The 22308-nt window shown below is 44.7% G+C and carries 16 protein-coding genes; 10 read left to right on the forward strand and 6 right to left on the reverse strand.

Translation table 11 applies throughout. The features are described from left to right. Nucleotides 1-58: 58 nt before the first annotated feature. On the reverse strand, nt 59-640 hold the full coding sequence (locus tag B158_RS0104395) for a Tll0287-like domain-containing protein (protein ID WP_018624146.1): 582 nt from the start codon (nt 638-640) through the stop codon (nt 59-61). Between the two features lie 87 nt (nt 641-727). On the opposite strand from B158_RS0104395, the gene B158_RS0104400 reads away from it, so the two are divergent. Then, nucleotides 728-1351, forward strand: a complete 624-nt coding sequence (locus B158_RS0104400) for a class I SAM-dependent methyltransferase (RefSeq protein WP_018624147.1) — start codon at nt 728-730, stop codon at nt 1349-1351. 2 nt (nt 1352-1353) lie between these two features. Here the strand turns inward: B158_RS0104400 and B158_RS0104405 are convergent, their stop codons facing one another. Then, complete coding sequence (locus B158_RS0104405; protein ID WP_018624148.1) at nt 1354-1746, reverse strand: PilZ domain-containing protein; 393 nt, start codon at nt 1744-1746, stop codon at nt 1354-1356. A 152-nt stretch (nt 1747-1898) separates the two neighbouring features. After that, nucleotides 1899-3566 carry an energy-dependent translational throttle protein EttA gene (gene ettA / locus B158_RS0104410; protein ID WP_018624149.1) on the reverse strand — a complete coding sequence of 556 codons (1668 nt, stop codon included), beginning with the start codon at nt 3564-3566 and terminating at the stop codon, nt 1899-1901. A 185-nt stretch (nt 3567-3751) separates the two neighbouring features. On the opposite strand from ettA, the gene B158_RS13220 reads away from it, so the two are divergent. The 3 genes from B158_RS13220 to B158_RS0104425 all read left to right on the forward strand — a co-directional run bounded on the left by B158_RS13220 (nt 3752) and on the right by B158_RS0104425 (nt 8938). Then, nucleotides 3752-5308 (forward strand): peptidylprolyl isomerase, encoded by a 1557-nt coding sequence (locus B158_RS13220; protein WP_018624150.1) that lies wholly within the window; start codon nt 3752-3754, stop codon nt 5306-5308. An 11-nt stretch (nt 5309-5319) separates the two neighbouring features. Next, nucleotides 5320-6135: a TerC family protein gene (locus B158_RS0104420; protein ID WP_018624151.1), complete on the forward strand. Its 816-nt coding sequence runs from the start codon at nt 5320-5322 to the stop codon at nt 6133-6135. A 175-nt stretch (nt 6136-6310) separates the two neighbouring features. Next, entirely contained in the window at nt 6311-8938 is a 2628-nt protein-coding gene (locus B158_RS0104425; protein ID WP_018624152.1) for an ExeM/NucH family extracellular endonuclease, read from the forward strand. Between the two features lie 56 nt (nt 8939-8994). On the opposite strand, the gene uvrA is transcribed toward B158_RS0104425, so the two are convergent. Next, a complete protein-coding gene (uvrA, locus tag B158_RS0104430; RefSeq protein ID WP_018624153.1) occupies nt 8995-11820 on the reverse strand; it encodes an excinuclease ABC subunit UvrA in 2826 nt (941 codons plus the stop codon). Nucleotides 11821-12108: 288 nt separating this feature from the next. Here uvrA and B158_RS0104435 point away from each other — a divergent pair, with 288 nt between their 5' ends. The 3 genes from B158_RS0104435 to B158_RS0104445 all read left to right on the forward strand — a co-directional run bounded on the left by B158_RS0104435 (nt 12109) and on the right by B158_RS0104445 (nt 14755). After that, nucleotides 12109-13473, forward strand: a complete 1365-nt coding sequence (locus B158_RS0104435) for an MFS transporter (protein ID WP_018624154.1) — start codon at nt 12109-12111, stop codon at nt 13471-13473. 54 nt (nt 13474-13527) lie between these two features. Then, nucleotides 13528-13989, forward strand: a complete 462-nt coding sequence (ssb, locus tag B158_RS0104440) for a single-stranded DNA-binding protein (RefSeq protein WP_018624155.1) — start codon at nt 13528-13530, stop codon at nt 13987-13989. Nucleotides 13990-14050: 61 nt separating this feature from the next. Then, on the forward strand, nt 14051-14755 hold the full coding sequence (locus tag B158_RS0104445; RefSeq protein ID WP_018624156.1) for a Bax inhibitor-1/YccA family protein: 705 nt from the start codon (nt 14051-14053) through the stop codon (nt 14753-14755). A gap of 84 nt (nt 14756-14839) precedes the next feature. Here B158_RS0104445 and B158_RS0104450 read toward each other — a convergent pair whose 3' ends face one another. Both B158_RS0104450 and B158_RS0104455 read right to left on the reverse strand, forming a co-directional pair. Then, nucleotides 14840-15925: a mechanosensitive ion channel family protein gene (locus B158_RS0104450; RefSeq protein WP_018624157.1), complete on the reverse strand. Its 1086-nt coding sequence runs from the start codon at nt 15923-15925 to the stop codon at nt 14840-14842. A gap of 194 nt (nt 15926-16119) precedes the next feature. Next, nucleotides 16120-17256 (reverse strand): OprO/OprP family phosphate-selective porin, encoded by a 1137-nt coding sequence (locus B158_RS0104455; RefSeq protein WP_018624158.1) that lies wholly within the window; start codon nt 17254-17256, stop codon nt 16120-16122. 248 nt (nt 17257-17504) lie between these two features. Between B158_RS0104455 and B158_RS0104460 the strand changes: the two genes are divergently transcribed. From B158_RS0104460 to pstB, 3 genes are all read left to right on the forward strand, one after another. After that, entirely contained in the window at nt 17505-19745 is a 2241-nt protein-coding gene (locus B158_RS0104460; RefSeq protein ID WP_018624159.1) for an ABC transporter permease subunit, read from the forward strand. 40 nt (nt 19746-19785) lie between these two features. Next, the gene (pstA, locus tag B158_RS0104465; RefSeq protein ID WP_156823078.1) at nt 19786-21393 is read left to right on the forward strand and encodes a phosphate ABC transporter permease PstA; all 1608 of its coding nucleotides are present in this window, start codon (nt 19786-19788) and stop codon (nt 21391-21393) included. Between the two features lie 65 nt (nt 21394-21458). After that, nucleotides 21459-22292, forward strand: coding sequence for a phosphate ABC transporter ATP-binding protein PstB (gene pstB / locus B158_RS0104470; RefSeq protein WP_407635757.1), 834 nt, complete (start codon nt 21459-21461; stop codon nt 22290-22292). Nucleotides 22293-22308 lie beyond the last annotated feature (16 nt).

Genomic DNA, 22308 nt, shown 5'->3' on the forward strand with positions numbered 1-22308 from the left:
GCCTTCAAAATATTTTGATTGAGTGACCATCGCACTATCAAAGCGAGTCACTCAATGGCTACTCGCCGAAATCTTCAGCTAACTTAAGCCAGAACATTCCTCGCAGCTCACCTTCTTTAAAACCTGTGGCCTGGTCTTTCGGGTATTTTTCATTGATGGCCGCTTGCACTTCAGGAGCAATGTTTTGCCCATGACAGGCAAGACATACAGCCTGAGTATAGATAGGCTCAACGTAAAGCCACTCCCCACTGGGAAGTTGAGTAATGTTGCCACCCGGTTTGTTTCCTTTACTCTCCTGTTCAAGATAATAACCAAGAGGGCCGCGCAACAATTCGCTGGGTTCATTAGCTGGGTTACGTACTTTATGGCTAGTACGTCCCACCTCGACACCTGCAGGAACCTTTGCGGTAATTTCTGGCGCCTCAAGATTGCAATAGTTAATCGCTTCAACGACGCCTTGCTGCATACCTGTCATCAGGGTATCTTTAAATTGCATTTTAATGGGTTTAAGCGTTGCCTCGGCTAGCTGCGCTTTTTCTTCCCACAGCTTGTCTCGCGCTGCTTGGTACTCTTGCCATGCGTAATAGCCTGCACCAGCGGCTACCAACAACACAGCGAGAATGATTAATACTTTTTTCATGGTGTTTCCTTTACCGTTTCTGATAACGCTTTATACTACCCTTTCATGCTTTGATGTAAAGAAACAATCGACTTAGTTTAAAAGCTCATGACCTCTGACAACCTTCGTACCTTTAAGCCAGAAAAGTTATTCGCACCACGCGACTTCTCTCAGCTGACCATACGGCAGCCACAATATTTAGAAATTGGTGCTGGGCGAGGTAAGCATGCGCTGATGTTTGCTCAAGATAATCCTGATAAGCATTTGATTGCGATTGAGCGAACTCGAAACAAGTTTAATGACTTTGCCGAAAAAGCCGAGCAGCTGTCTTTGGGCAACTTAATGGCTGTTCATGCTGATGCCATTCCCTGGGTAGTTCATGCGTTAGAACCAAAGAGTCTTGCTGGTGTGTTTTTACTGTATCCCAATCCGGAACCCAAGAATCCCAGTCAGCGCTGGTTGAACATGCCATTTTTTGAGTTTCTACTTTCAAGAATGCAGGACAATGCCAAACTAGTACTAGCTACCAACATCGAGTCATATATTGAAGAGGCTGAACAGTTGGCAAGAGAACAGTGGCAATTGGGTCCTAATGTATTTGAAGTCGATAAAAGCTCTCAGCGCACACATTTTGAAGTGAAATATTTGGCAAGAGGTGAGACCTGTTGGCAGATGGATATCATCAAACCTGAAGGTTATCAGACACGATTTGATGAATGGATTAAAGAATAATTTTAGCTATTAGTCTCGCTGTCTTTTTCTTCAACTTTGATTTCCCAGAGCGCTTTTGACTCTCTATGAATGTCATCTGGATCGTCATTGTGCATACTGATGATAGTTCTAAGCTGCAGCATACTATCAATATCAATCTCTAAAGTTTTGAGACCATATTGCTGATCCTGATGATGAACAATTTCAGCTTTCTGATGTATGGCCGGAGAAAATTCGTCAATGATGATTTGGATGTCGACAGGTTGCGTAACGTCCAGTTTTGATTTTGAGTCTATTAATACACCGTTCAAAGAGAGTTCGATGACAGAGCCCACTGATTTGTGCTCTCCCTGCTCAATTAACACTTTGGCATTGTATTCAATGCGCGAAAAGTTGCGTCGATCCTGTTCTGACACCAATTTTATCCTGAATCATTACGTTATGATATTTCTAAAGTAGCAGATGGCTTTTGGCTTGTCTAAGGGAATTTTAGAAGGCCACGCTGTTGAGTCTTAGTGTTGGGTTACGAGGCCGAAGCCCCTAACCCAACCTATAGATACGAGGATACTTATTTAGAGATTTTACGATACTTTATTCGGTGCGGTTGATCGGCTTCAGTCCCAAGGCGGCGTTTGCGATCTGCTTCATATTCCTGGTAGTTACCTTCAAACCAGACTGTTTCACTGTCACCTTCAAAGGCAAGAATATGGGTAGCCACACGGTCTAGGAACCAGCGGTCGTGCGAGATGACCACTGCACAACCCGGGAAGGCCAGTAATGCATCTTCCAGTGCACGCAAGGTTTCTACGTCGAGGTCGTTGGTTGGCTCATCCAGTAACAGAACGTTGCCGCCACTTTTTAGCAGTTTTGCCAAGTGAACACGGTTACGCTCACCCCCTGATAACTGGCCGATACGTTTCTGCTGATCGGTGCCTTTAAAGTTAAATCGTCCGACATAAGCACGCGATGGGGTGGTGTAGTTGCCGACGGTAATCAAATCCAGACCATCGGAAATTTCTTCCCAAACCGTTTTACTGTCATCCAGTGAGTCACGGCTCTGATCAACGTAAGATAATTCAACCGTTTCACCAACTACCAATTCACCGGAATCAGGCTGTTCCTGGCCAGTGATCAATTTGAACATGGTGGATTTACCAGCACCGTTTGGACCGATTACACCAACAATACCACCTTGCGGTAAGTTGAAGTTGAGATCGTTATAAAGCAACTTGTCGCCAAATGCTTTGGTCAGGCCTTTAGCTGTAATGACCTGAGTGCCGAGGCGTGGGCCTGGTGGAATATACAATTCTTTGGTTTCATTGCGCTGTTGATATTCTTTACTGGACAGTTCCTCAAATCGCGCCATACGCGCTTTAGATTTTGCCTGACGACCTTTAGCGTTAGAGCGAACCCATTCCAATTCTTCTTTCATGGTTTTCTGGCGAGCTTGTTCCTGCTTTTCTTCAATTTCCAGACGAGCAGCTTTCTGCTCCAGCCATGAAGAGTAATTGCCTTCCCATGGAATACCGTAACCGCGGTCAAGCTCAAGAATCCAGCCCGCTGCATTGTCGAGGAAGTAGCGGTCGTGGGTAATGGCCACTACTGTGCCTTTATAATCAACCAGGAAGCGTTCGAGCCATGCCACTGATTCGGCATCCAGGTGGTTAGTTGGCTCATCCAGTAACAACATATCCGGATGTTCAAGCAATAAGCGGCAGATGGCGACACGACGACGCTCACCACCAGACAGGTTTTTTACTTCCGCATCCCATGGCGGTAGGCGTAGAGCCTCTGCGGCACGCTCAAGAGCATTTTCAAGATTGTGACCATCGGCGGCCTGAATAATGGCTTCCAATTCGCCCTGGCGCTTGGCTAAGGCATCAAAGTCAGCATCAGCATCGGCGTAGGCTGCATAAACCTGATCAAGTTCGTTTAAAGCATCCTTGACATGAGTAACCGCTTCTTCAACCGTCTCACGGACTGTTTTGCTGTCATCAAGTTGCGGTTCCTGCGGCAGGTAACCAATTTTGATACCAGGCTGAGGACGCGCTTCACCTTCGATATCGGTGTCGACACCAGCCATGATTCGTAATAAAGTCGATTTACCCGCACCATTAAGACCTAAAACACCAATTTTGGCGCCAGGGAAGAATGATAGGGAAATATCTTTTAGAATAGTTTTATTCGGTGGGACAATTTTGCCCACGCGATTCATCGTATAAATATATTGAGCCATTAAATACAACAGGGTTGATCAAAGTTATGCGCATTTTACATTGCCTCACCAGACTAAGCCACCGTAGCAAGCCTGCAAAACCACTAACACTCGCCTTTTTCACTGTGTTTTTGGTTAGTTGTAGTGCTTTGACTCCTAAATCACCGCCTTGCGTTGAGTCAGCTGTACTGTATCGGTTGGCAGATATGCGTCAAATCAATGAATCTGCTTTCAATAAGGCTTTGACTTGCGACAACCTTAAGACAGTAGATTTCGCGCTCATCAATTTAGGACGAATTGGCGGCGAGCAGGCCAGTGAGCTTATTTTGCCCTCGCTACAACATCCTAAAGCTAGCATTCGAGAAACCGCTGCCTTTGCTCTGGGTATCGGTCTGCATAAGCCAGCAACGGCGAGTCTGATTGAGCAGTTGGCTCAAGAAAAAGATAGCAAGGCTCGAGCCGCCCTGGTGCTGGCCATTGGTAATTTGGGTGGTGAGCAATCGGTTCCAACTTTAGCCAGGTTAATTGAAGAAACTGAGGATCACAGGGTTGCTAACGCCGCGATGCAGGGGTTGGGAATTATGTCAGTGTTCCATCGTCATCTGTTAACGGGCGATACTGAGATTGAAGTTGCTCGCGTTATTGAACGATTACGAAATGATGAAACTGCGTTAATGGCGAGCTTTCTGTTAGCGAGGGTTTCTTTGCTAAGAGATCCGCATGTTCCGGATGTTATTGCCCTGTTGAAAGAAAAGCATGCTTCATTGGATAGCGCTACACAGGCATTTGTGATTCGGGCTCTGTCACGATTGGGCCATAAAGATATCACGCCGTTTCTTTGGGAAAAGGTTCGTAGTGAAAGCTCAGCGGTACAGATTGCTGCAGCGCAGGCGCTAGGTATTAGAACCTTAACCAGCACCGAGCAGATTCAGGCGCTGAATGAATTAGCCTTAGCGGATAATCCAGTATTGCAGGTATCGGTACTACAATCGGGACGCCGCTGGATGACGCCGCAAACACTAAAAACACTTCGCGAGAGTGACAACACCTGGGTACAGTCAGAAGCCTTTTTGGCTACCAACGACAAGGCTCAACCTAATGTGCAGAAATTAGTTAAAGCTTGGCTCGAATCGGATGATCCGAATCATCAACGAGCGGTGATTCAGTATTTTGTCGAGTTGAATATTCCTCCTGTTCTGAAGCAACTTGCAGAGAGTGATAAGGAGATTATTCGTATTGGTGCACAGCGAGCGCTTAACAGTTATCAGGAGCCGAAAACTGAGCCGGTAAAAACTCCCACAGAACTGCCATTCTCGGTGCAAGAGTGGCCAGTTCTAGTAAAAATCGTTACCACCAAAGGTGATATTGTCATCAGGTTATTTGCTGACACACCTTACACGTCTGCAAACTTCATTCGTTTAGTCGAATCAGGCTTTTATAACGACACCTATTTCCATCGTGTCATTCCCAACTTTGTTGCGCAAGGTGGCAGTAAGTATGGTGATGGCTCTGGCAGTGTCGGCTACAGCATTCGCGAAGAGCTGAATCAGCGATCGCATCGTAAAGGAACTATTGGTATGGCAACCGCTGGAAAAGACACGGGTGGCGCACAATTCTTTTTTAATCTGGCACCGAATTTGCACCTTGATAGTAATTACACCGTGTTTGGTGAAGTGGTGGAAGGGATGGACATTGTGATGTCACTTGAGCAGAATGATCAAATTGTTAGGGCAGAACTGTCTGACAAAACTATTAATAAATAAAAGGGCTAATTATGGATTTATTTACCATCGAAAATTTATTAACACTGGGTATGCTAATTGTTTTGCAGGCGGTGCTCGGTTTTGACAATTTACTTTATATTTCACTTGAATCAAAACGTGCCCCATTGGAAAAGCAAAAGCAGGTGCGTCGTCTTGGGATTGGATTAGCCGTTGTTCTTCGGATTGTTTTATTGTTTGTATTGATTGAACTGATTAAATATGTTCAAGGTGAGTTGTTTACCATTCCGTGGACGGGAGTCATTGAGGCTACTTTTACTTTTGAAAGTATCATCGTTCTGTTTGGTGGTATTTTTATTATGTACACAGCGGTCAAAGAAATCTGGCATATGATGGCGCTAGAGATAGGCGAAGCACATGAACGCAAGCCACAGTCAGCAGCAAAAGTTATTGCACTGATCGTTTTGATGAACCTGGTGTTTTCTTTCGACTCGATTTTAAGTGCCATGGCATTAACCGATAATTTCTGGGTGATGGCCATCGCCATTGTCTTCAGTGGTGTTTTGATGATTTGGCTTGCCGATACAGTGTCACAATTCTTGCAGAAGAATCGAATGTTTGAAGTGTTGGGTTTATTTATTCTACTTGTGGTCGGTATCATGTTACTGGCAGACGGTGGCCACAAATCACACCTATTGTTATTCGGTTACCCCATTGAGCCGATGAACAAAGCCACCTTCTATTTCGTTATTGCAGTTATGGTTCTCAGTGATATTGTGCAATCCAAATATCAAAAGAATCTCATGAGAAAAAAAGAGGCTGCTGCTCGAGCAAAGTTAGAGCAGGAAGCGCAGGAAGAAATACTATAATTTCAAATATCATTAATCTAAGCCCGCTAAGCGCGGGCTTTTTTGTGTATAAGTTCAAACCTCTGTTCATCGTCATCGTTCTGTCTCAATAAAGTCATTAACCAGTCAATTAAGTGTCACACCCCGTTTGTAGTCTGGTGTCTTTTCAATAACACCTAAATACAAAGGGGTCATAATGAAACGACAACACACCATATTAGCAGCAATGATAGGAATCGGTTTATCAGCGATAAGTCACGCTGAACTGATGATTTCAGAGTATGTGGAAGGTAGCAGCTACAACAAGGCGGTTGAGTTATATAACTCAGGCGCTCAGAGCATCGATCTCAGTAGCTATGCATTAAACTTTTACTTCAATAGCAATACTGCTCCGGGCAAAAAGATACCGCTTTCTGGCACATTGCTAGCCGGAGAAACTTACGTGGTAGCGCATAGCAACTCAGATCCAGGGTTAGCTAATCTTGCTCAACTATTGAATGGAGGTAGTTGGTTTAATGGAGATGATGCTGTCACACTCGAACACTCAGGCGTTGTGATAGATTCAGTAGGGCAGATTGGCGTGGACCCTGGAAGCTTCTGGGGAACTAATACGCTTAAAACTCAGGATATGTCTTTACGACGTAATAGCGTTTCTTATGATGCTAACGCGTTGGATTCTTTCGATCCGGCGGCAAGTTGGAATGGCACTCTAATCGATGATTTTTCAGATCTGGGAGTGTTTTCAGGCGGCAACACACAACCTGGTGTTGAGATTGGTGCCTGTAATGATAATGCCACCTTGATCCATGCCATTCAGGGAAACGGAACATCCAGTAATATGCTTAATAATCAGGTGGTGATTGAAGCTGTTGTGGTTGGCGACTTTCAAAATTCAGACCAATTAAATGGCTTTTTTGTTCAGGAAGAGGCCACTGACCATGATACGGATAATACTACCTCGGAAGGACTTTTCATTTATGAAGGAGGCTTTGAAACTCCTCTAACCATAGGTGATAAAGTTCGTGTGTTAGCAACTGTCCAAGAGTTTGGTGGAAAAACACAACTAGCAAATATAACTGACGTATTAGTCTGCGATTCAGGTCTGAATATTCAGCCTACAATGTTAAGTTTGCCATTGAGCAATGCTGATGCTTTAGAGTCGTATGAAGGAATGCTGGTAAGTTTCAACCAGGAATTAGTGGTAACGGAAAATTATAATCTGGCGAGATACGGTGAATTGGTCTTATCAGGAACGGATCGCCTGTTTCAACCGACTCAACTGTATCGTCCCGGCTCACAGGCACAGCAACTAGCGGCTGACAATGCCTTAAATAGAATCATTATGGATGATGGTCAGACAGGACAAAATCCTGTTCAGGTTGTATATCCAACGGGTGGCCTGTCTGCTGATAACACCATTCGTTCAGGTGATAAAGTTACTTCTCTGGTAGGAGTTTTGGATGAAGCTTTTGCCGCCTATCGTGTTCAGCCTACCCAGGCTCCATCGTTTACGCATATTAATCAGCGAACAAGTCAGCCTCAAATTTCCAGCTTAGGCAATCTTCGTCTGGCCAGCTTTAATGTGCTGAATTATTTTAATGGCGATGGTCAGGGCGGAGGGTTTCCGACATCGCGTGGGGCCGATACGCTCAATGAGTTTAATCGTCAACGTGCCAAAATTATCAATGCGATATTAGCCATGGATGCGGATATTATCGGCATCATGGAGATGGAAAATGATGGATTTGGTGCAGACAGTGCGATTCAGGACTTAGTTAGCGGGTTGAATGCTAGTTCAGGGGCTGGAGTAAGTTACAGTTTTGTTGACCCTGGGCTGAGTCAAATTGGTACTGACGAAATTACAGTTGGTCTGATTTATCGAAATGAAACCGTTGAAGAAACAGGACAGGCTGTTACCACCAGTACCTACCCATTTGATGCCAAAAATAGACAACCATTGGTTCAGACCTTCAGGCATCTTGCCAGTGGGGAAGAGCTGACCGTATCTGTGAATCACTTTAAATCGAAAGGCAGTTGTCCGACTGATGGTAGCCTTGATGAAGACCAGGGTGATTGGCAGGGTTGCTGGAACGCTCGTCGAACAGCAGCATCAGAGTATATGGCTCAGTGGCTGGCCACTAACCCAACGGGTGTATCTGATGATGACATTGTAATAATGGGTGACTTAAATGCCTATGCAATGGAAGACCCGGTGTATGAACTGGAGCAGGCAGGCTATGTCAATATTGCGCGTCAACTTAAAGGAAACAAAGCCTATTCTTATGTCTTTACTGGATTAGCGGGAAGTCTTGACCATGTGATGGTCAGCTCTTCTTTGGTGAATAAAATAGTTGATGTAACCGACTGGCATATTAATGCTGATGAGCCACGCGCATTAGATTACAACGAAGAGTTTAAAACGCCTGAACAAATTAATAACTTTTATTCTTCAGCAGCCTATCGAGCATCTGATCATGATCCTATCGTAGTAGAAATTGACGCTAGCTCGCAAAACAATCAACCTGGAGAGACAGTCATATATGACGGTCTTTCAGGTGCGCGCAGAAGCTGGACAGATATTCCGGTATCGATTTCATCTGGCGTTAACACATTACAGGTAAGTTTGACTGGTGGAACAGGTGATGCCGATCTGTATGTCATGTTTAATGCATTACCCGATCGGAGTAATTTTGATTGCCGTTCTTACAACAACACTAATGAGGAAATTTGTACCATCACCAACCCTCAGGCTGGCGATTGGTATATTAGTTTGTATGGATTTAAAGATTACTCAAATACAACACTTACGATAAGTATCCAGTAGTTGAGATTAAAAAAAGAAGCCCGCAATTAGCGGGCTTTTTATATAGGCTACTTATTTTATTTTAACATCGGCTTTAGATATTTACCGGTATAAGACTTTTTGATTTTAGCTACATCTTCTGGTGTTCCTGTTGCGATAATCTGTCCACCTTTACTGCCACCTTCTGGACCGAGATCGACTATCCAGTCAGCGGTTTTAATTACGTCGAGGTTGTGTTCAATCACTACAACGGTGTTGCCATGATCGCGCAGTCGATGCAGAACTTTGAGCAGTTGATTAACGTCGTGGAAGTGTAGTCCAGTGGTGGGTTCATCAAGGATGTACAGAGTCTGCCCGGTATCGCGTTTGGATAATTCGCGTGACAGTTTGACACGTTGCGCTTCACCGCCCGAAAGCGTGGTAGCTGCTTGGCCTAAAGTAATATAGGACAAGCCCACATCTATCAACGTCTGTAACTTGCGGGCTACTGCTGGAATGGCATCGAAGAATTCGCGCGCATCTTCAACCGTTAAATCCAGTACTTCATTGATGTTCTTGCCTTTGTACAGGATCTCCAATGTTTCACGGTTGTAGCGTTTGCCTTTACACACATCACAGGCGACATAGACATCGGGTAGGAAGTGCATTTCAACTTTTATGACACCGTCACCCTGACAGGCTTCGCAACGTCCGCCTTTAACATTGAAACTGAAACGACCAGGTTTATAACCGCGAGTTCTCGACTCCTGGGTACCGGCGAATAATTCACGAATTGGTGTGAATATTCCGGTGTAGGTCGCTGGGTTTGAGCGTGGTGTCCGTCCGATGGGGCTTTGATCAATATCGACCACTTTATCAATATTGTCGAGGCCTTGAATCTCTTTATAAGGCTTTGGTTGTAGGCTTGAGCGATTAATATCACGTGCCACAATCGGATACAGGGTATCATTAATTAGAGTCGACTTACCTGAGCCTGAGACACCTGTAATGCAAGTTAATAGTCCCACAGGGATTTCCAGATCCACGTCATTCAAATTGTTACCGGTGGCGCCAAGAACTTTGATGGTTTTCTTGGCATCAACAGGTGTGCGTTTTTCAGGAACTTCAATTTTTAGTTTGCCCGTCAGATACTGAGCAGTCAGAGAACCCTTGGCTTTTTTAATATCAGCCAGCGTTCCTTTGGCAACAATTTCACCGCCGTGAACACCTGCACCAGGACCGATATCGACAATAAAGTCAGCAGCGCGAATCGCGTCTTCATCATGCTCTACCACGATCACAGTGTTACCCAAATCACGTAAATGAGTCAGAGTCTGTAGCAAGCGATCATTATCACGTTGGTGTAGGCCAATGGAGGGTTCATCCAGAATGTACATGACGCCAACAAGTCCTGCGCCAATCTGACTGGCCAGACGAATTCGTTGAGCTTCGCCGCCCGATAACGTATCGGCGCTACGCTCCAGGGTCAGATAATCAAGACCAACATTCACCAGGAAGCTCAGACGTTCCCCAATTTCTTTGAGAACTTTCGAAGCAATTTCCCCACGCTTTCCAGGTAGGTTTAATGTGCTGAAATAATCATGTGCCTGTTCTATTGACCAATGAGTGACTTGCGGCAATGAGGTGCCATCAATGAACACATTACGCGAGTCTTCGTTGAGGCGAGTTCCGCCACAAGCTTTGCAGGATTGAGTAGTCATGTACTTCTGCAATTCTTCGCGTACAGCACCGGATTCGGTTTCGTGATAGCGACGCTGCATGTTCGGAATAATGCCTTCGAAGCGGTGTTTACGCTGGTATTTATCGCCGCGATCGTTGCTGTATTCAAAATCAATCTGCGTCTTGCCACTACCGTACAGCACTACGTCCTGAATCTTTTTCGATAAACTGCTCCAGGGCGCCTCGATATCAAATTTGTAGTGCTTCGCCAATGACTTCAGCATGTGGAAATAATAAACATTACGGCGATCCCAGCCACGAATGGCGCCACCTGCTAATGAAATATCTTCGTTGGTAATAATTTTGTCCGGATCAAAAAATTGATCGATACCCAGGCCATCACAGGTAGGGCAGGCGCCAGCCGGGTTGTTGAAGGAGAAGATGCGTGGCTCAAGTTCGGAAATAGAGTGACCACAGGTTGGGCAGGCATATTTAGCCGAAAAAACCATCTCTTCAAGATCGCTGTCTTCATCCATAGGCGCGACACGTGCGATGCCATCGGATAATTCCAGCGCTGTCTCAAAGGATTCGGCTAGCCGCTGCTGTAAATCTGATTTAACCTTGAAGCGATCAACAATCACTTCAATGGTGTGCTTTTTATGCAGCTCCATGGTCGGTGCCTCAGACAAATCGTAGACTTCACCATTGATCCGCGCACGAACAAAACCTTTGGCCTGCAGTTCCTGCAATAACTGAATGTGCTCACCTTTACGGTTTTTAATAACCGGTGCCAACAACAACAGCTTAGTACCCTCGGGCTGTTCCAGCACATGATCCACCATCTGGCTGATAGTCTGAGCTTCAAGTGGCAAATGGTGGGTGGGGCAATGTGGTGTACCGACTCGGGCGAACAACAGGCGCAGATAATCGTAAATCTCGGTAATGGTACCCACGGTGGAGCGCGGGTTATGCGAAGTGGATTTCTGCTCAATCGAAATTGCCGGTGACAAACCTTCGATGTGCTCGACATCGGGTTTTTCCATTAGCGACAAAAACTGACGTGCATAAGCGGATAATGATTCCACATAACGGCGCTGGCCCTCGGCATAGAGAGTATCGAACGCCAGTGAGGATTTTCCTGAGCCGGACAGGCCGGTAATTACGATCAATTTGTCGCGAGGTAATACCAGGTCAATATTTTTCAGGTTGTGGGTCTTGGCACCGCGGATATCAATGTTGTCCATCAGTTTCCTATATGTCGTTTGTGTGAGCTCATGACGCTAGTGGCCTATTATGCATTGTGGCTGTGAATTTATTGCCAATATCTCTATTGCTATAGGTCGATATGGCATTAGCTAGAAGCTATCAGGCACTGCGTCAAAATAAATTTGGGTTTTGCGGCTTAAAGTGAGAAAATCGCAAACCGTTAACTATAACGTGAATTGCCTTAAACAGAAAAGGTTTGTTGGGGCTGTTGGTCAACCAGAGTGACTAATAATTAAACAGTTAAGCCCTAAGCTATTGGATTGTGTATGAAATCGTCTTCATTGACCACGCTCGAAAAAAAATCCGCTATTTCTTTGGCCAGCATTTTTGCCTTACGCATGTTCGGCCTTTTTATGTTGTTACCCGTCATACGAATTCTTGGCGAAGGTCTGGAAGGAGCAACTCTGCCATTGTTAGGGCTTGCCATTGGTATCTATGGTCTGTCGCAGGCAATTCTTCAGCTTCCTTTGGGATTACTCTCCGATAAGATTGGCCGTAAGCCTGTGATCTATGCCGGCTTATTGGTCTTCATTGTGGGCAGCCTGGTTGCTGCAAACTCAGAAAGTGTTTGGGGTTTGATTGTTGGCCGCGCATTGCAGGGTGCTGGCGCAATTGCCAGTGCTGTAATGGCCTTGGCGGCAGATTTGAGTCGTCCGCATCAGCGCTCCAAAGTCATGGCCATGATTGGCGGCAGTATCGGTCTGGCTTTTGCCCTATCGTTGGTGCTGGGGCCATTGCTTTCTAATTGGCTGAACCTTCAGGGGCTTTTTTATCTGATAGCGATTTTGGCATTTTTAGCGCTATTAGTTGCTGCCTTTGTGGTGCCTGCGGTGCCTGCCATTGATATGCCAAAAATTGATTTAAGCTTCGCTGAACGCTGGCGCTATGTCACGGCCAAGGGGCGTATTTTTGTATTAGCACTCTCAGTATTCGTGATTCACTGGGCGTTGGTTGCTGTATTCCTGATAGTTCCGGATAAGCTAATTGCCAGTGGCTTTGAGCTTTCGCAACATTCCTGGATCTATCTGCTGGTGTTGGCTCTGTCGATTGCCATCATGTTGCCAATGATGATTAACGCCGAGAAAAAAGGCTGGCACCGCCAGGTGATGCAGGCCGCTTTTCTGTTGTTAGCCTTATCTCTTGTGACCTTGCTGACTGACTGGCAGAGTCTATGGTTCTGGCTGTTGGTTCTGACTTTATTCTTTGCGGGCTTCAATTTACTGGAAGCCAAACTACCCTCAACCGTATCCAATCTGTTCGGTGCTCAGTACCGTGGTACGGCTTTAGGGATATTCTCAACCAGCCAGTTTCTCGGCGCTTTTCTCGGCGGTAGCGTGACCGGCTATTTATTACCAACCCTTGGTTTTACAGGGGTGGTATGGTTAAACATTGGCTTGATGATCATTGCAGGCTTAGCCATAGGTTGGTTAGGCAAGCTACCGGAAGTGAAACGCTGGGTGCTTGAGCTGGATGAAGCTGATACGGCAAAAACGGTTCAAGAATCTGCATTGAAGTTGGCAGGAGTCATTGAAGCCATTGCGGATGACCATAAAGGCAAGGTATATTTGCGAGTGGACGACTCGACCATCGAGCGTGAAGAATTAGAAAAATTAGGCCGAATTCAAGCCTAATATATTGATAATTAAAGAATTTAGTAGATTAAAAGACAAAGACAGGAGTAATCAATGGCCAGTCGCGGCATTAACAAAGTCATTTTAGTAGGAAATTTAGGGAAGGATCCGGAAATTCGTTATACACCAGACGGTAGAGCGATTGCCAACATTACGTTAGCGACTTCTGAAACCTGGAAAGATAAAAATACTGGCCAGCAACAGGAAAAAACCGAGTGGCATCGTATTGTCATTTTCGGAAAGTTAGCTGAAATTGCTGGTGAGTACCTCAAAAAAGGCTCGCAAGTTTACTTCGAAGGTAAATTGCAGACCCGTAAATGGACTGATCAATCCGGTCAGGACCGTTACACCACAGAAGTGGTTGTTGATATTAATGGCCAAATGCAGATGTTAGGTGGCCGTAGTGGTGGTGAAGCCTCATTCGGCGGCGGTAACAACAATAACCAATCTCAAAAGCAATCACCTCAGCCAGCTCCGGCCATGGATGATGATTTTGACGATGATATTCCGTTCTAACCGGTGTTTTTATCAAAGAACAATCAAACGAAGAATTAAAGCTTAAACAAAGGAGACATTGATGAGCTATCAACAAACAGAAGAACAAGTCGTCGTTCGTGGTGGATTAGGCGATCGCGCAAAGTTTATTACCAAAACCTATAATCATTTATTGGGTGCAATCTTTGCATTTGTACTGATTAGTGTTGGCTTATACGAGTCCGGCGCCTCTGTTGCAATTTATAACTTTTTTGCTCAGCTGGGTACGTTTGGCATGATTGCCATGATGCTGGCATTTGTTGGTACAGGTTGGTTTGCAGCCCATTTTGCAGATAGAGCTACTTCAAAAGGAGTTCAATATCTGAATCTGGTGATTTTTACTGCTGCATATGCAGTATTCTTCTCTCCATTGTTATTGCTTGCAGCTACAAAAGCACCTGGCGTTATTCAAAGTGCTGCAGTGGTAACTTTGGTTGGTGCTGGTATTCTAACCGCTATCGTTTTTTACACCCGTAAAGACTTCTCTTTCCTTCGCGGAATTGTCATGTGGGGTTTTGGATTAGGTTTATTAGCTATTCTAGGCGGTGCGATTTTTGGTTTCCATTTAGGCACCTGGTTCAGTGTTGCCATGATCGGCATTTCAGGTGCAGCAATTTTATATGACACCTCGAATATCCTTCATCATTATCCTGAAGATCGTTATGTAGGAGCAGCGATATCATTATTTTCTAGTATCGCGATGATGTTCATTTATGTATTGAGACTGTTCTTAGCATCTGAAGAGTAGTGTTAATGAAAAGTCAAAATAAGTTAAAAAAAGCGGCTTCGGCCGCTTTTTTGTTGAGTATATGGTAGCTTGGGAAAGTACTTATTAATCCTCGCCTTTTCCTTCTTTATTTAACTCTGTTTCTTCAATAACCAACTGCTCTTTAAGCTGCTCGATTTTTTCTTTGGTCTTTTGTTGTTTTGTTTTCAGCTTATCTTTTTGATCGCTATCTGATGACTCTTTGATCTGCTTATTGATTTCGTCAACTGTGTCTTCCAGCTTTTCGATTTGCTGACGTGTTTGGTCAACTTGTTCTGCCTTATTGGCTTTATCGAACACCACTGATTCGGGTTCGCCATTGTCTGACTTTTTGGATTTTGTTGTTTTTCCTTTGCTAGCCTTGGGAATGTAGGTTTTCTCATCAACCATGCGTTGGTTTCTGAACGTTGGAGAAACAATTTCAACGCCAGCCTGATGCAGGCTATCCAGCACGCAGGCATTCAGTTTGGAGCGGCTGGAGAGCAAGGTATTAATATCAGTAGCTAAACCATGCACTTTGTAAACAATGGCATGATCCAGTAGCTTTTCAATATATACGAAGGGCTTATCTAATTCTGCTTGCTTCGCTGCCTCAAGCAGCAAGGGTTCTACAAATCGGTGCTCGATATCGTAGCCGAGTGACACTTCAGTTGAAATGATAGTACCATCACTGTGCATCACAGTCACAGGGTTGGTTGCAAGGAACAGGTTGGGCAGGGTGATCAGATCGCGCTCCCGATCTTGCAGTTCGGTATGCAGAAGTCCACGACCGGACACACGGCCAAACATGCCTTTAACCTCAATAAAATCACCGAGTCTGAAGTTTCTGACCGAGCGTAACCAGATCCCCGCCATGATATTGCCCAGGAAGGTTGCTGAGCTCAGGGCAATGGACGCTGAAAGCACGATACCGATTAGGCCAATAATCTGATTTTTTAAACTGTCTTTAATCGGTAACACCAAAACAAAAATAATGATCAGCAACAGCATGAATACAATATTAGTTAGCTGTCTTTGCAATACTACATTGGTATTTTTGTTTTTGCTTAATGAAAAGAACTTCTGTAGGAGTTGATAGGCAAAGAAGCCAATAACGAGTACCGCCACAGGCCAGAACAGGCTGGTCCAATCAAAGCCGAGAAAATCAGACATGGTAATTGCTCCTTGTAATTTCTTCTTATCATAATTGTTTACAGGTGCGATGCAAGGAGTGTGAGAGTTATTCAAAAATTGGAGTAGGGACAAGTCATGACTTGTCCGTACAAATCGTACTAGTGAATAGCGATACAATAAAAAAGGGCGCATTGCGCGCCCTTAATCATGAAACTAAACGTTTCTGGTTTTGCTTAGAATACGTATTGGAAACGTACCGCTAAACCATCGCCGTCTTTGTCGATGCCGCCTTCAGTCATGTCAGCTGAAACATAGTTCAAGCCGATACGAACCGCTGCGTTAGCATAGTAGTTCAAACCTAATGTGAACACTTCAGCTTCGTCAGTACCTGGCTCATAGTTACTGTAGCGACCAAAAACTTCCCAAGCGCCTGCATCACCTTTTGGTTTAACGCGCTTGAATACGCCTTTGCTGTATGGGCGTGATTCGCCAGTTAAGATGTAGCCTGCTTGCGCATAGTAACCTTCGATATCAGTGTCGCTAGTCCAGTTGCCACCATCAACTTCACCATCGAAGTATTCGGCTTGCGCATGGAATGGACCTGAAGCGTATGCAACTTCAAGGTTATAAGCCATGATGCTTTCTCCCAGAATAGAACTAGCACCGACTTTTTCATCTGCTGTATGAAGTTCTAAACGCTGATCGGCTTCGCCGTAAGTGTTGCCAGCCAGGCGGCTTTGCGTATAACCAAAACCTAAGTGTAACACTTCATCTTTAGTGGCAATAGGTGCTGCAGTTACACGCCCCGAGAAACCTGTTGCGATATTGTTACCTTCTTCACCACGATCATAAATACCAAATTTCCATGTGAATTCATTGCTACCGCCACCTAAAGAAACACCATAGTTTTTACCAGGTGATAAAGCGTTAGTAATGGTTGTACGCTCGATAGCCGTGATATCTTTAGATGAAGTGTTTTCTTCAAAACCGAATGGCTCTTTGTGTTTACCAATGAGTAAATCTGCACCATCAATGCCTGAATATTTTATATAAGCATCTTCAATGTTGCTCTCACCTGTTTGATCATTAAAATTAAATTCAATTTTACCCGACCAGTCTTTAGCAATCTTGCCTGAGATACCGATACGACCACGACGTATTTCAGAATCCGAGCCTGATTCATCAGCAGTAGAGAAAGCATCACCATCCCATATATCGACGTCATATTGAACACGACCGAATACTGAGAAGCTGACATCATCAGTTTTAACGGTAAAGCCACTACCAGCTTTACCAGAAGTTTCGGTTTCGGCAAATGCCGGTGCAGAGATTACAGTAGCAACAGCTACAGCGATTAGTTTTAATTTCATTGTCTTCTCCAATAAGGGGTTTAATTAATCGACGCTGGCAATTTTACGGAGATTTTGTGACATTTCCATGACAGAAAAGCGAAGGCTTTGTGAAACCGGTCATTGTCATGAAACTTTTTACAAACTATCAGCTCATCATATTAATGACACTCCACTGTCACATTACCGTCTCTGCCTCCTCGGAACTTTAATATAACTGTAACAATTCAACTTTATACTAACCTGCATCAATAAATGGTTAATTAGTCATGAATACATCAGTTAAAGAGACCACGCGCAAGCTTCTGGACCAACAAACCCAAAGTGGTAAACATAAGCGCAGAAAAATCAATGACTTAATTGCTCGTTACAGCATTGGCCTGGGCGGGCTTTCCGTCATTGGTGCGGTTGGGCTTATCTGTTTCTACCTATTCTGGGTGGTTTTTCCTATTTTTAAGCCAGCTAGCGTCGAATTAGAGCAAGATTATAGCTGGCAACAGACGCAGCCGCAGTATATGGCGGTAGAAGAATATGGCGAAATTGCCTTTTCTATCAGTAAAAGTGGCGATTTAGGCTTTTTCAGCGTTGAAGATGGCAACATTATCAATAAAGCGCGATTTTCACACAATGCCCAGCCGACAGCCTTTGCTGAGTTGGATCTGAAAGGATTAATGGCTGCCGGTTTTGCCGATGGTAGCTTTCAGTTATTTTCTCACAAATACAAAATCAGCTATCCAAATAACGAGCGTCACATTGAGCCACAACTGCAATATCCTTTCGGTGAAGACAGTCTTGAACTGACTGATACTGCAATCACTCGGTTATTCGGTAGCCGCTGGGAAGACGGTATTGTGATTGCATCAGTTGGTGCAGACCAGAAAGTAACGACAGTAACCTATTCAATCGATCAGAGTTTCCTGACTGAAGAGTTGACTCTGGAAGAAGAGTCACGCGATAGCTTTGAGATTCCATTCACGCCTAAGTATGTATTAACCACGCCGGGGCCGGACTGGTTGTACATTATCAGTGAGCAGGGTGACTTAATTGCTTATCGCCACATTGATGATGAGTGGGAGTTTCATGAAAGCCAATCACTACTTGAGAGTGGTAAAACCGTTACAGAGGCGACTTTTCTATTAGGTCAAACCTCGTTACTGATTGGTGACAGCGATGGTGTCGTTAGTCAGTGGTTCCAGGTTCGTGGCGAGCAAGGCTTTAACCTTAAGAAAATTCGTGACTTTAAATTATCCGATAGCCCAATTTCACAAATTATTATTGAGAAGCGCCGTAAAGGTTTTATTGCATCAGATGCCAATGGCAAGATGGGAATTTTTTACACCACCTCAGAGCGTCAGCTTGAAGAATTTGATTTTGGGCAGAAGCTTCAGGCTCTGGCTATTAATTCTCGCAGTAATCGATTAGTTGGTATTGGTGAAAATGGTCAGGCAACCGTTTTCTCGGTAGAGAATGAGCATCCGGAAATTTCATGGTCAGCCCTATGGAATGAAGTCTGGTACGAAAGTTATGAAGAGCCTTCATTTACCTGGCAGTCATCGGCATCTACCAATGACTTTGAGTCTAAGTTTTCTTTAGTGCCACTTAGTTTCGGTACTTTGAAAGCAGCGATTTATGCGATGCTCTTTGCGGTTCCACTAGCTATATTTGGCGCCATTTTTACCGCCTACTTTATGGCCCCTAAAATGCGCTCGATGGTTAAACCAACCGTTGAAATCATGGAAGCATTGCCGACCGTAATTCTTGGCTTCTTGGCGGGTCTTTGGTTAGCACCGCTAATCGAGGAACATCTAGCAGGTGTCATTCTGCTAATTATCTTACTACCGATAGTTACCGTTCTTTTTGGATTTACCTGGACAAAACTTCCTGGCGCAATCAAGCATCGTGTGCCTGATGGCTGGCAGGCTGCGTTGTTATTCCCGATTATCATCTTTGGAACATTCCTTGCTTTCTGGCTAGGCGAGCCTGTTGAATCAGCGATGTTTAATGGCAACATGCCAGCCTGGTTGAACGAGCAGGGCATAACCTATGATCAGCGCAACTCTCTGGTGGTGGGTATTGCCATGGGCTTTGCAGTCATTCCAACCATTTTCTCGATCACTGAAGATGCTATTTTCAGTGTGCCGAAGCACTTATCTAATGGTTCATTGGCACTAGGTGCCAGCCAATGGCAGACCTTAACCCGCGTAGTTATTCCAACGGCCAGCCCCGGTATTTTTTCGGCCTTGATGATTGGTCTTGGACGCGCAGTGGGTGAAACCATGATCGTATTGATGGCGACGGGTAATACGCCAATTATGGACATGAACATTTTTGAAGGCTTCCGTACCTTATCCGCCAATATCGCGGTCGAAATGCCGGAGTCGGAAGTAGGCAGTTCGCATTATCGTGTATTGTTCTTGGCGGCATTTGTACTGTTCCTGTTTACCTTCGTGTTTAACACGATTGCGGAAATTGTACGTCAGCGTTTGCGCAATAAGTACGGTTCACTCTAAACCCAATAAGAATTGATGAGAATATTAAGCGAGTTGAATGATGAGTAAGAAATTCTTTCAAGGCGGACAACATTGGGTTTGGCTCAATGCAGGCGCGATCAGTATTTCAATATTGATGGTGGTCGGGCTATTGCTGCTGATTGCCTATCGAGGTCTGATTCATTTCTGGCCTGCTGATGTGCAGACATTTACCTTTGAAGTGGATGGTAAACAAGAATTAGTGCTGGGTGAAATTCACAGCCATGAAATTGATACTCAGGATGGTGTTGATCGTGAGCAGTATCTACTAAAAGTTGGTAACCGTGATATGTACGGTATCGATTTTCGCTGGGTTGACTTAAAGAACCTGCAATCAACCAGCACCAACGAAGAGGTAACTGTTGTTGAGCGTCATGAATGGGGAAATGTCTACGGCTTTGTCAAAACTGTTAACTATGATGGCAAAGTGTATGAAGGCGATTTTGACGCTCTGGCAAAAGTGGTTGAACGAGCCACAGACTTACACGAACAGATCCGTGATATCGAAAAAGATGATATTGGTAGTATTAACTATGATATCGAACAGCTGCGTTTGGAAGAGCGTCGACTGGAAATTGAAGGTAACTTAACACCTGAAGCCAAGGCGGATATTGAGCAGCGCAGACAGGATCGTAAAAAGGATTTTGCTGAGTTTCAGAAACAGCTGGATGAACTGTACAGCCAGATCAAACGTGACAGTGCAGTGTTCGAACTGGTCGACGGTCGTACCATTAGTGTGGCTGCCAATAATATGGTTCGTGCTTTTCAGCCTAACAAAATGAATGCTCTTGAAAAAACGGGTCATTACTTTTCGAAGCTCGGTGAGTTCATCTTTGACGAACCACGTGAAGCGAATACCGAAGGCGGCGTGTTCCCGGCAATTTTCGGTACTGTGATGATGGTACTGCTGATGTCAGTAGTAGTGACACCTCTCGGTGTAATTGCTGCAGTCTATATGCGCGAATATGCCAAGCAGGGGCCTTTAACACGAACCATCAGGATCGCGGTTAATAATTTGGCCGGTGTTCCTTCGATTGTTTACGGTGTATTCGGTCTTGGCTTCTTTGTTTACTTCCTCGGTGGCTCGATTGACGACTTGTTTTATCCAGAAGTTAAACCAGCACCAATGTTTGGTACACCAGGTTTGATCTGGGCCTCATTAACGCTAGCACTGTTGACCTTGCCAGTAGTAATCGTGTCAACCGAAGAGGGTTTGTCGCGAATCCCAAAATCGATTCGTGAAGGTAGTCTGGCGCTAGGGGCAACTAAGTTTGAAACTTTATGGAAAACAGTTTTGCCGATGGCGAGCCCAGCCATGATGACCGGTTTAATTCTTGCGGTTGCCCGAGCGGCCGGAGAAGTGGCGCCATTGATGTTGGTAGGTGTAGTTAAGCTGGCTCCAACTTTACCACTGGACGGCAATGCTCCGTTCCTGCATTTAGAACGTAAGTTCATGCACCTCGGCTTCCATATTTATGACGTCGGCTTCCAAAGCCCTAACGTTGAGGCGGCACGCCCGTTGGTTTATGCCACAGCGCTATTGTTGGTGTTAATCATTATTCTATTGAACGTGGCAGCAATTAAGATCCGTAACAATTTACGCGAAAAGTATAAGGCGCTTGAGCAGTAATGTTACTGCCAAGCGATAATACTTTGAGCAACTGAAAGGTGACAGAGATGACACAAGAGCTAAACTTGAATCAAGAGTCGAATACAAAAGCAGCGCAAGCTGGGCAGAACACTCAGCAATCGGCACACAACCCAGTGGCTGATGAAACCATTGCTATTGAAGTTGAAAAACTGAATCTTTTCTACGGGGAAAAGCAGGCATTGTTTGATATTGATCTGCAAATTCCTGAAAAGAAAGTAACTGCTTTTATTGGTCCTTCAGGCTGTGGTAAATCTACCTTGTTGAGATGTTTTAATCGTATGAATGACCTGGTTGATATTGCACGCACCGAAGGTCAGATTCGTCTTGATAATGAAAACATTTATGGCAAAGGTGTTGATGTTGCCGAACTTCGCCGTAAGGTTGGAATGGTATTCCAGAAACCAAATCCGTTCCCGAAATCGATTTATGAAAATGTGGCTTACGGGTTACGCTTACAAGGTATTAACAAACGTCGTGTATTAGATGAAGTGGTAGAGTGGGCACTTAAGGGTGCAGCACTGTGGGACGAGGTAAAAGATCGTTTGCATGAAAATGCACTGGGCATGTCTGGTGGTCAGCAGCAACGTCTGTGTATCGCACGAGCGATTGCGGTACAGCCTGAAGTCTTGCTGCTGGATGAGCCAGCTTCAGCTCTGGATCCGATTTCAACCTTAAAAATTGAAGAGTTGATTAACGAACTGAAGAATGACTACACCATTGTCATTGTTACGCACAACATGCAACAGGCGGCACGTGTTTCGGACTATACTGCTTTTATGTATATGGGCGACATGGTGGAGTTTGATAACACCGATAAAATTTTCACCAACCCAGAGAAGAAAAAGACCGAAGACTATATTACCGGTCGTTATGGTTAGTGGTGATGTGGACTGG

The sequence above is a fragment of the Kangiella aquimarina DSM 16071 genome (assembly GCF_000374105.1).
Classification (GTDB): domain Bacteria; phylum Pseudomonadota; class Gammaproteobacteria; order Enterobacterales; family Kangiellaceae; genus Kangiella; species Kangiella aquimarina.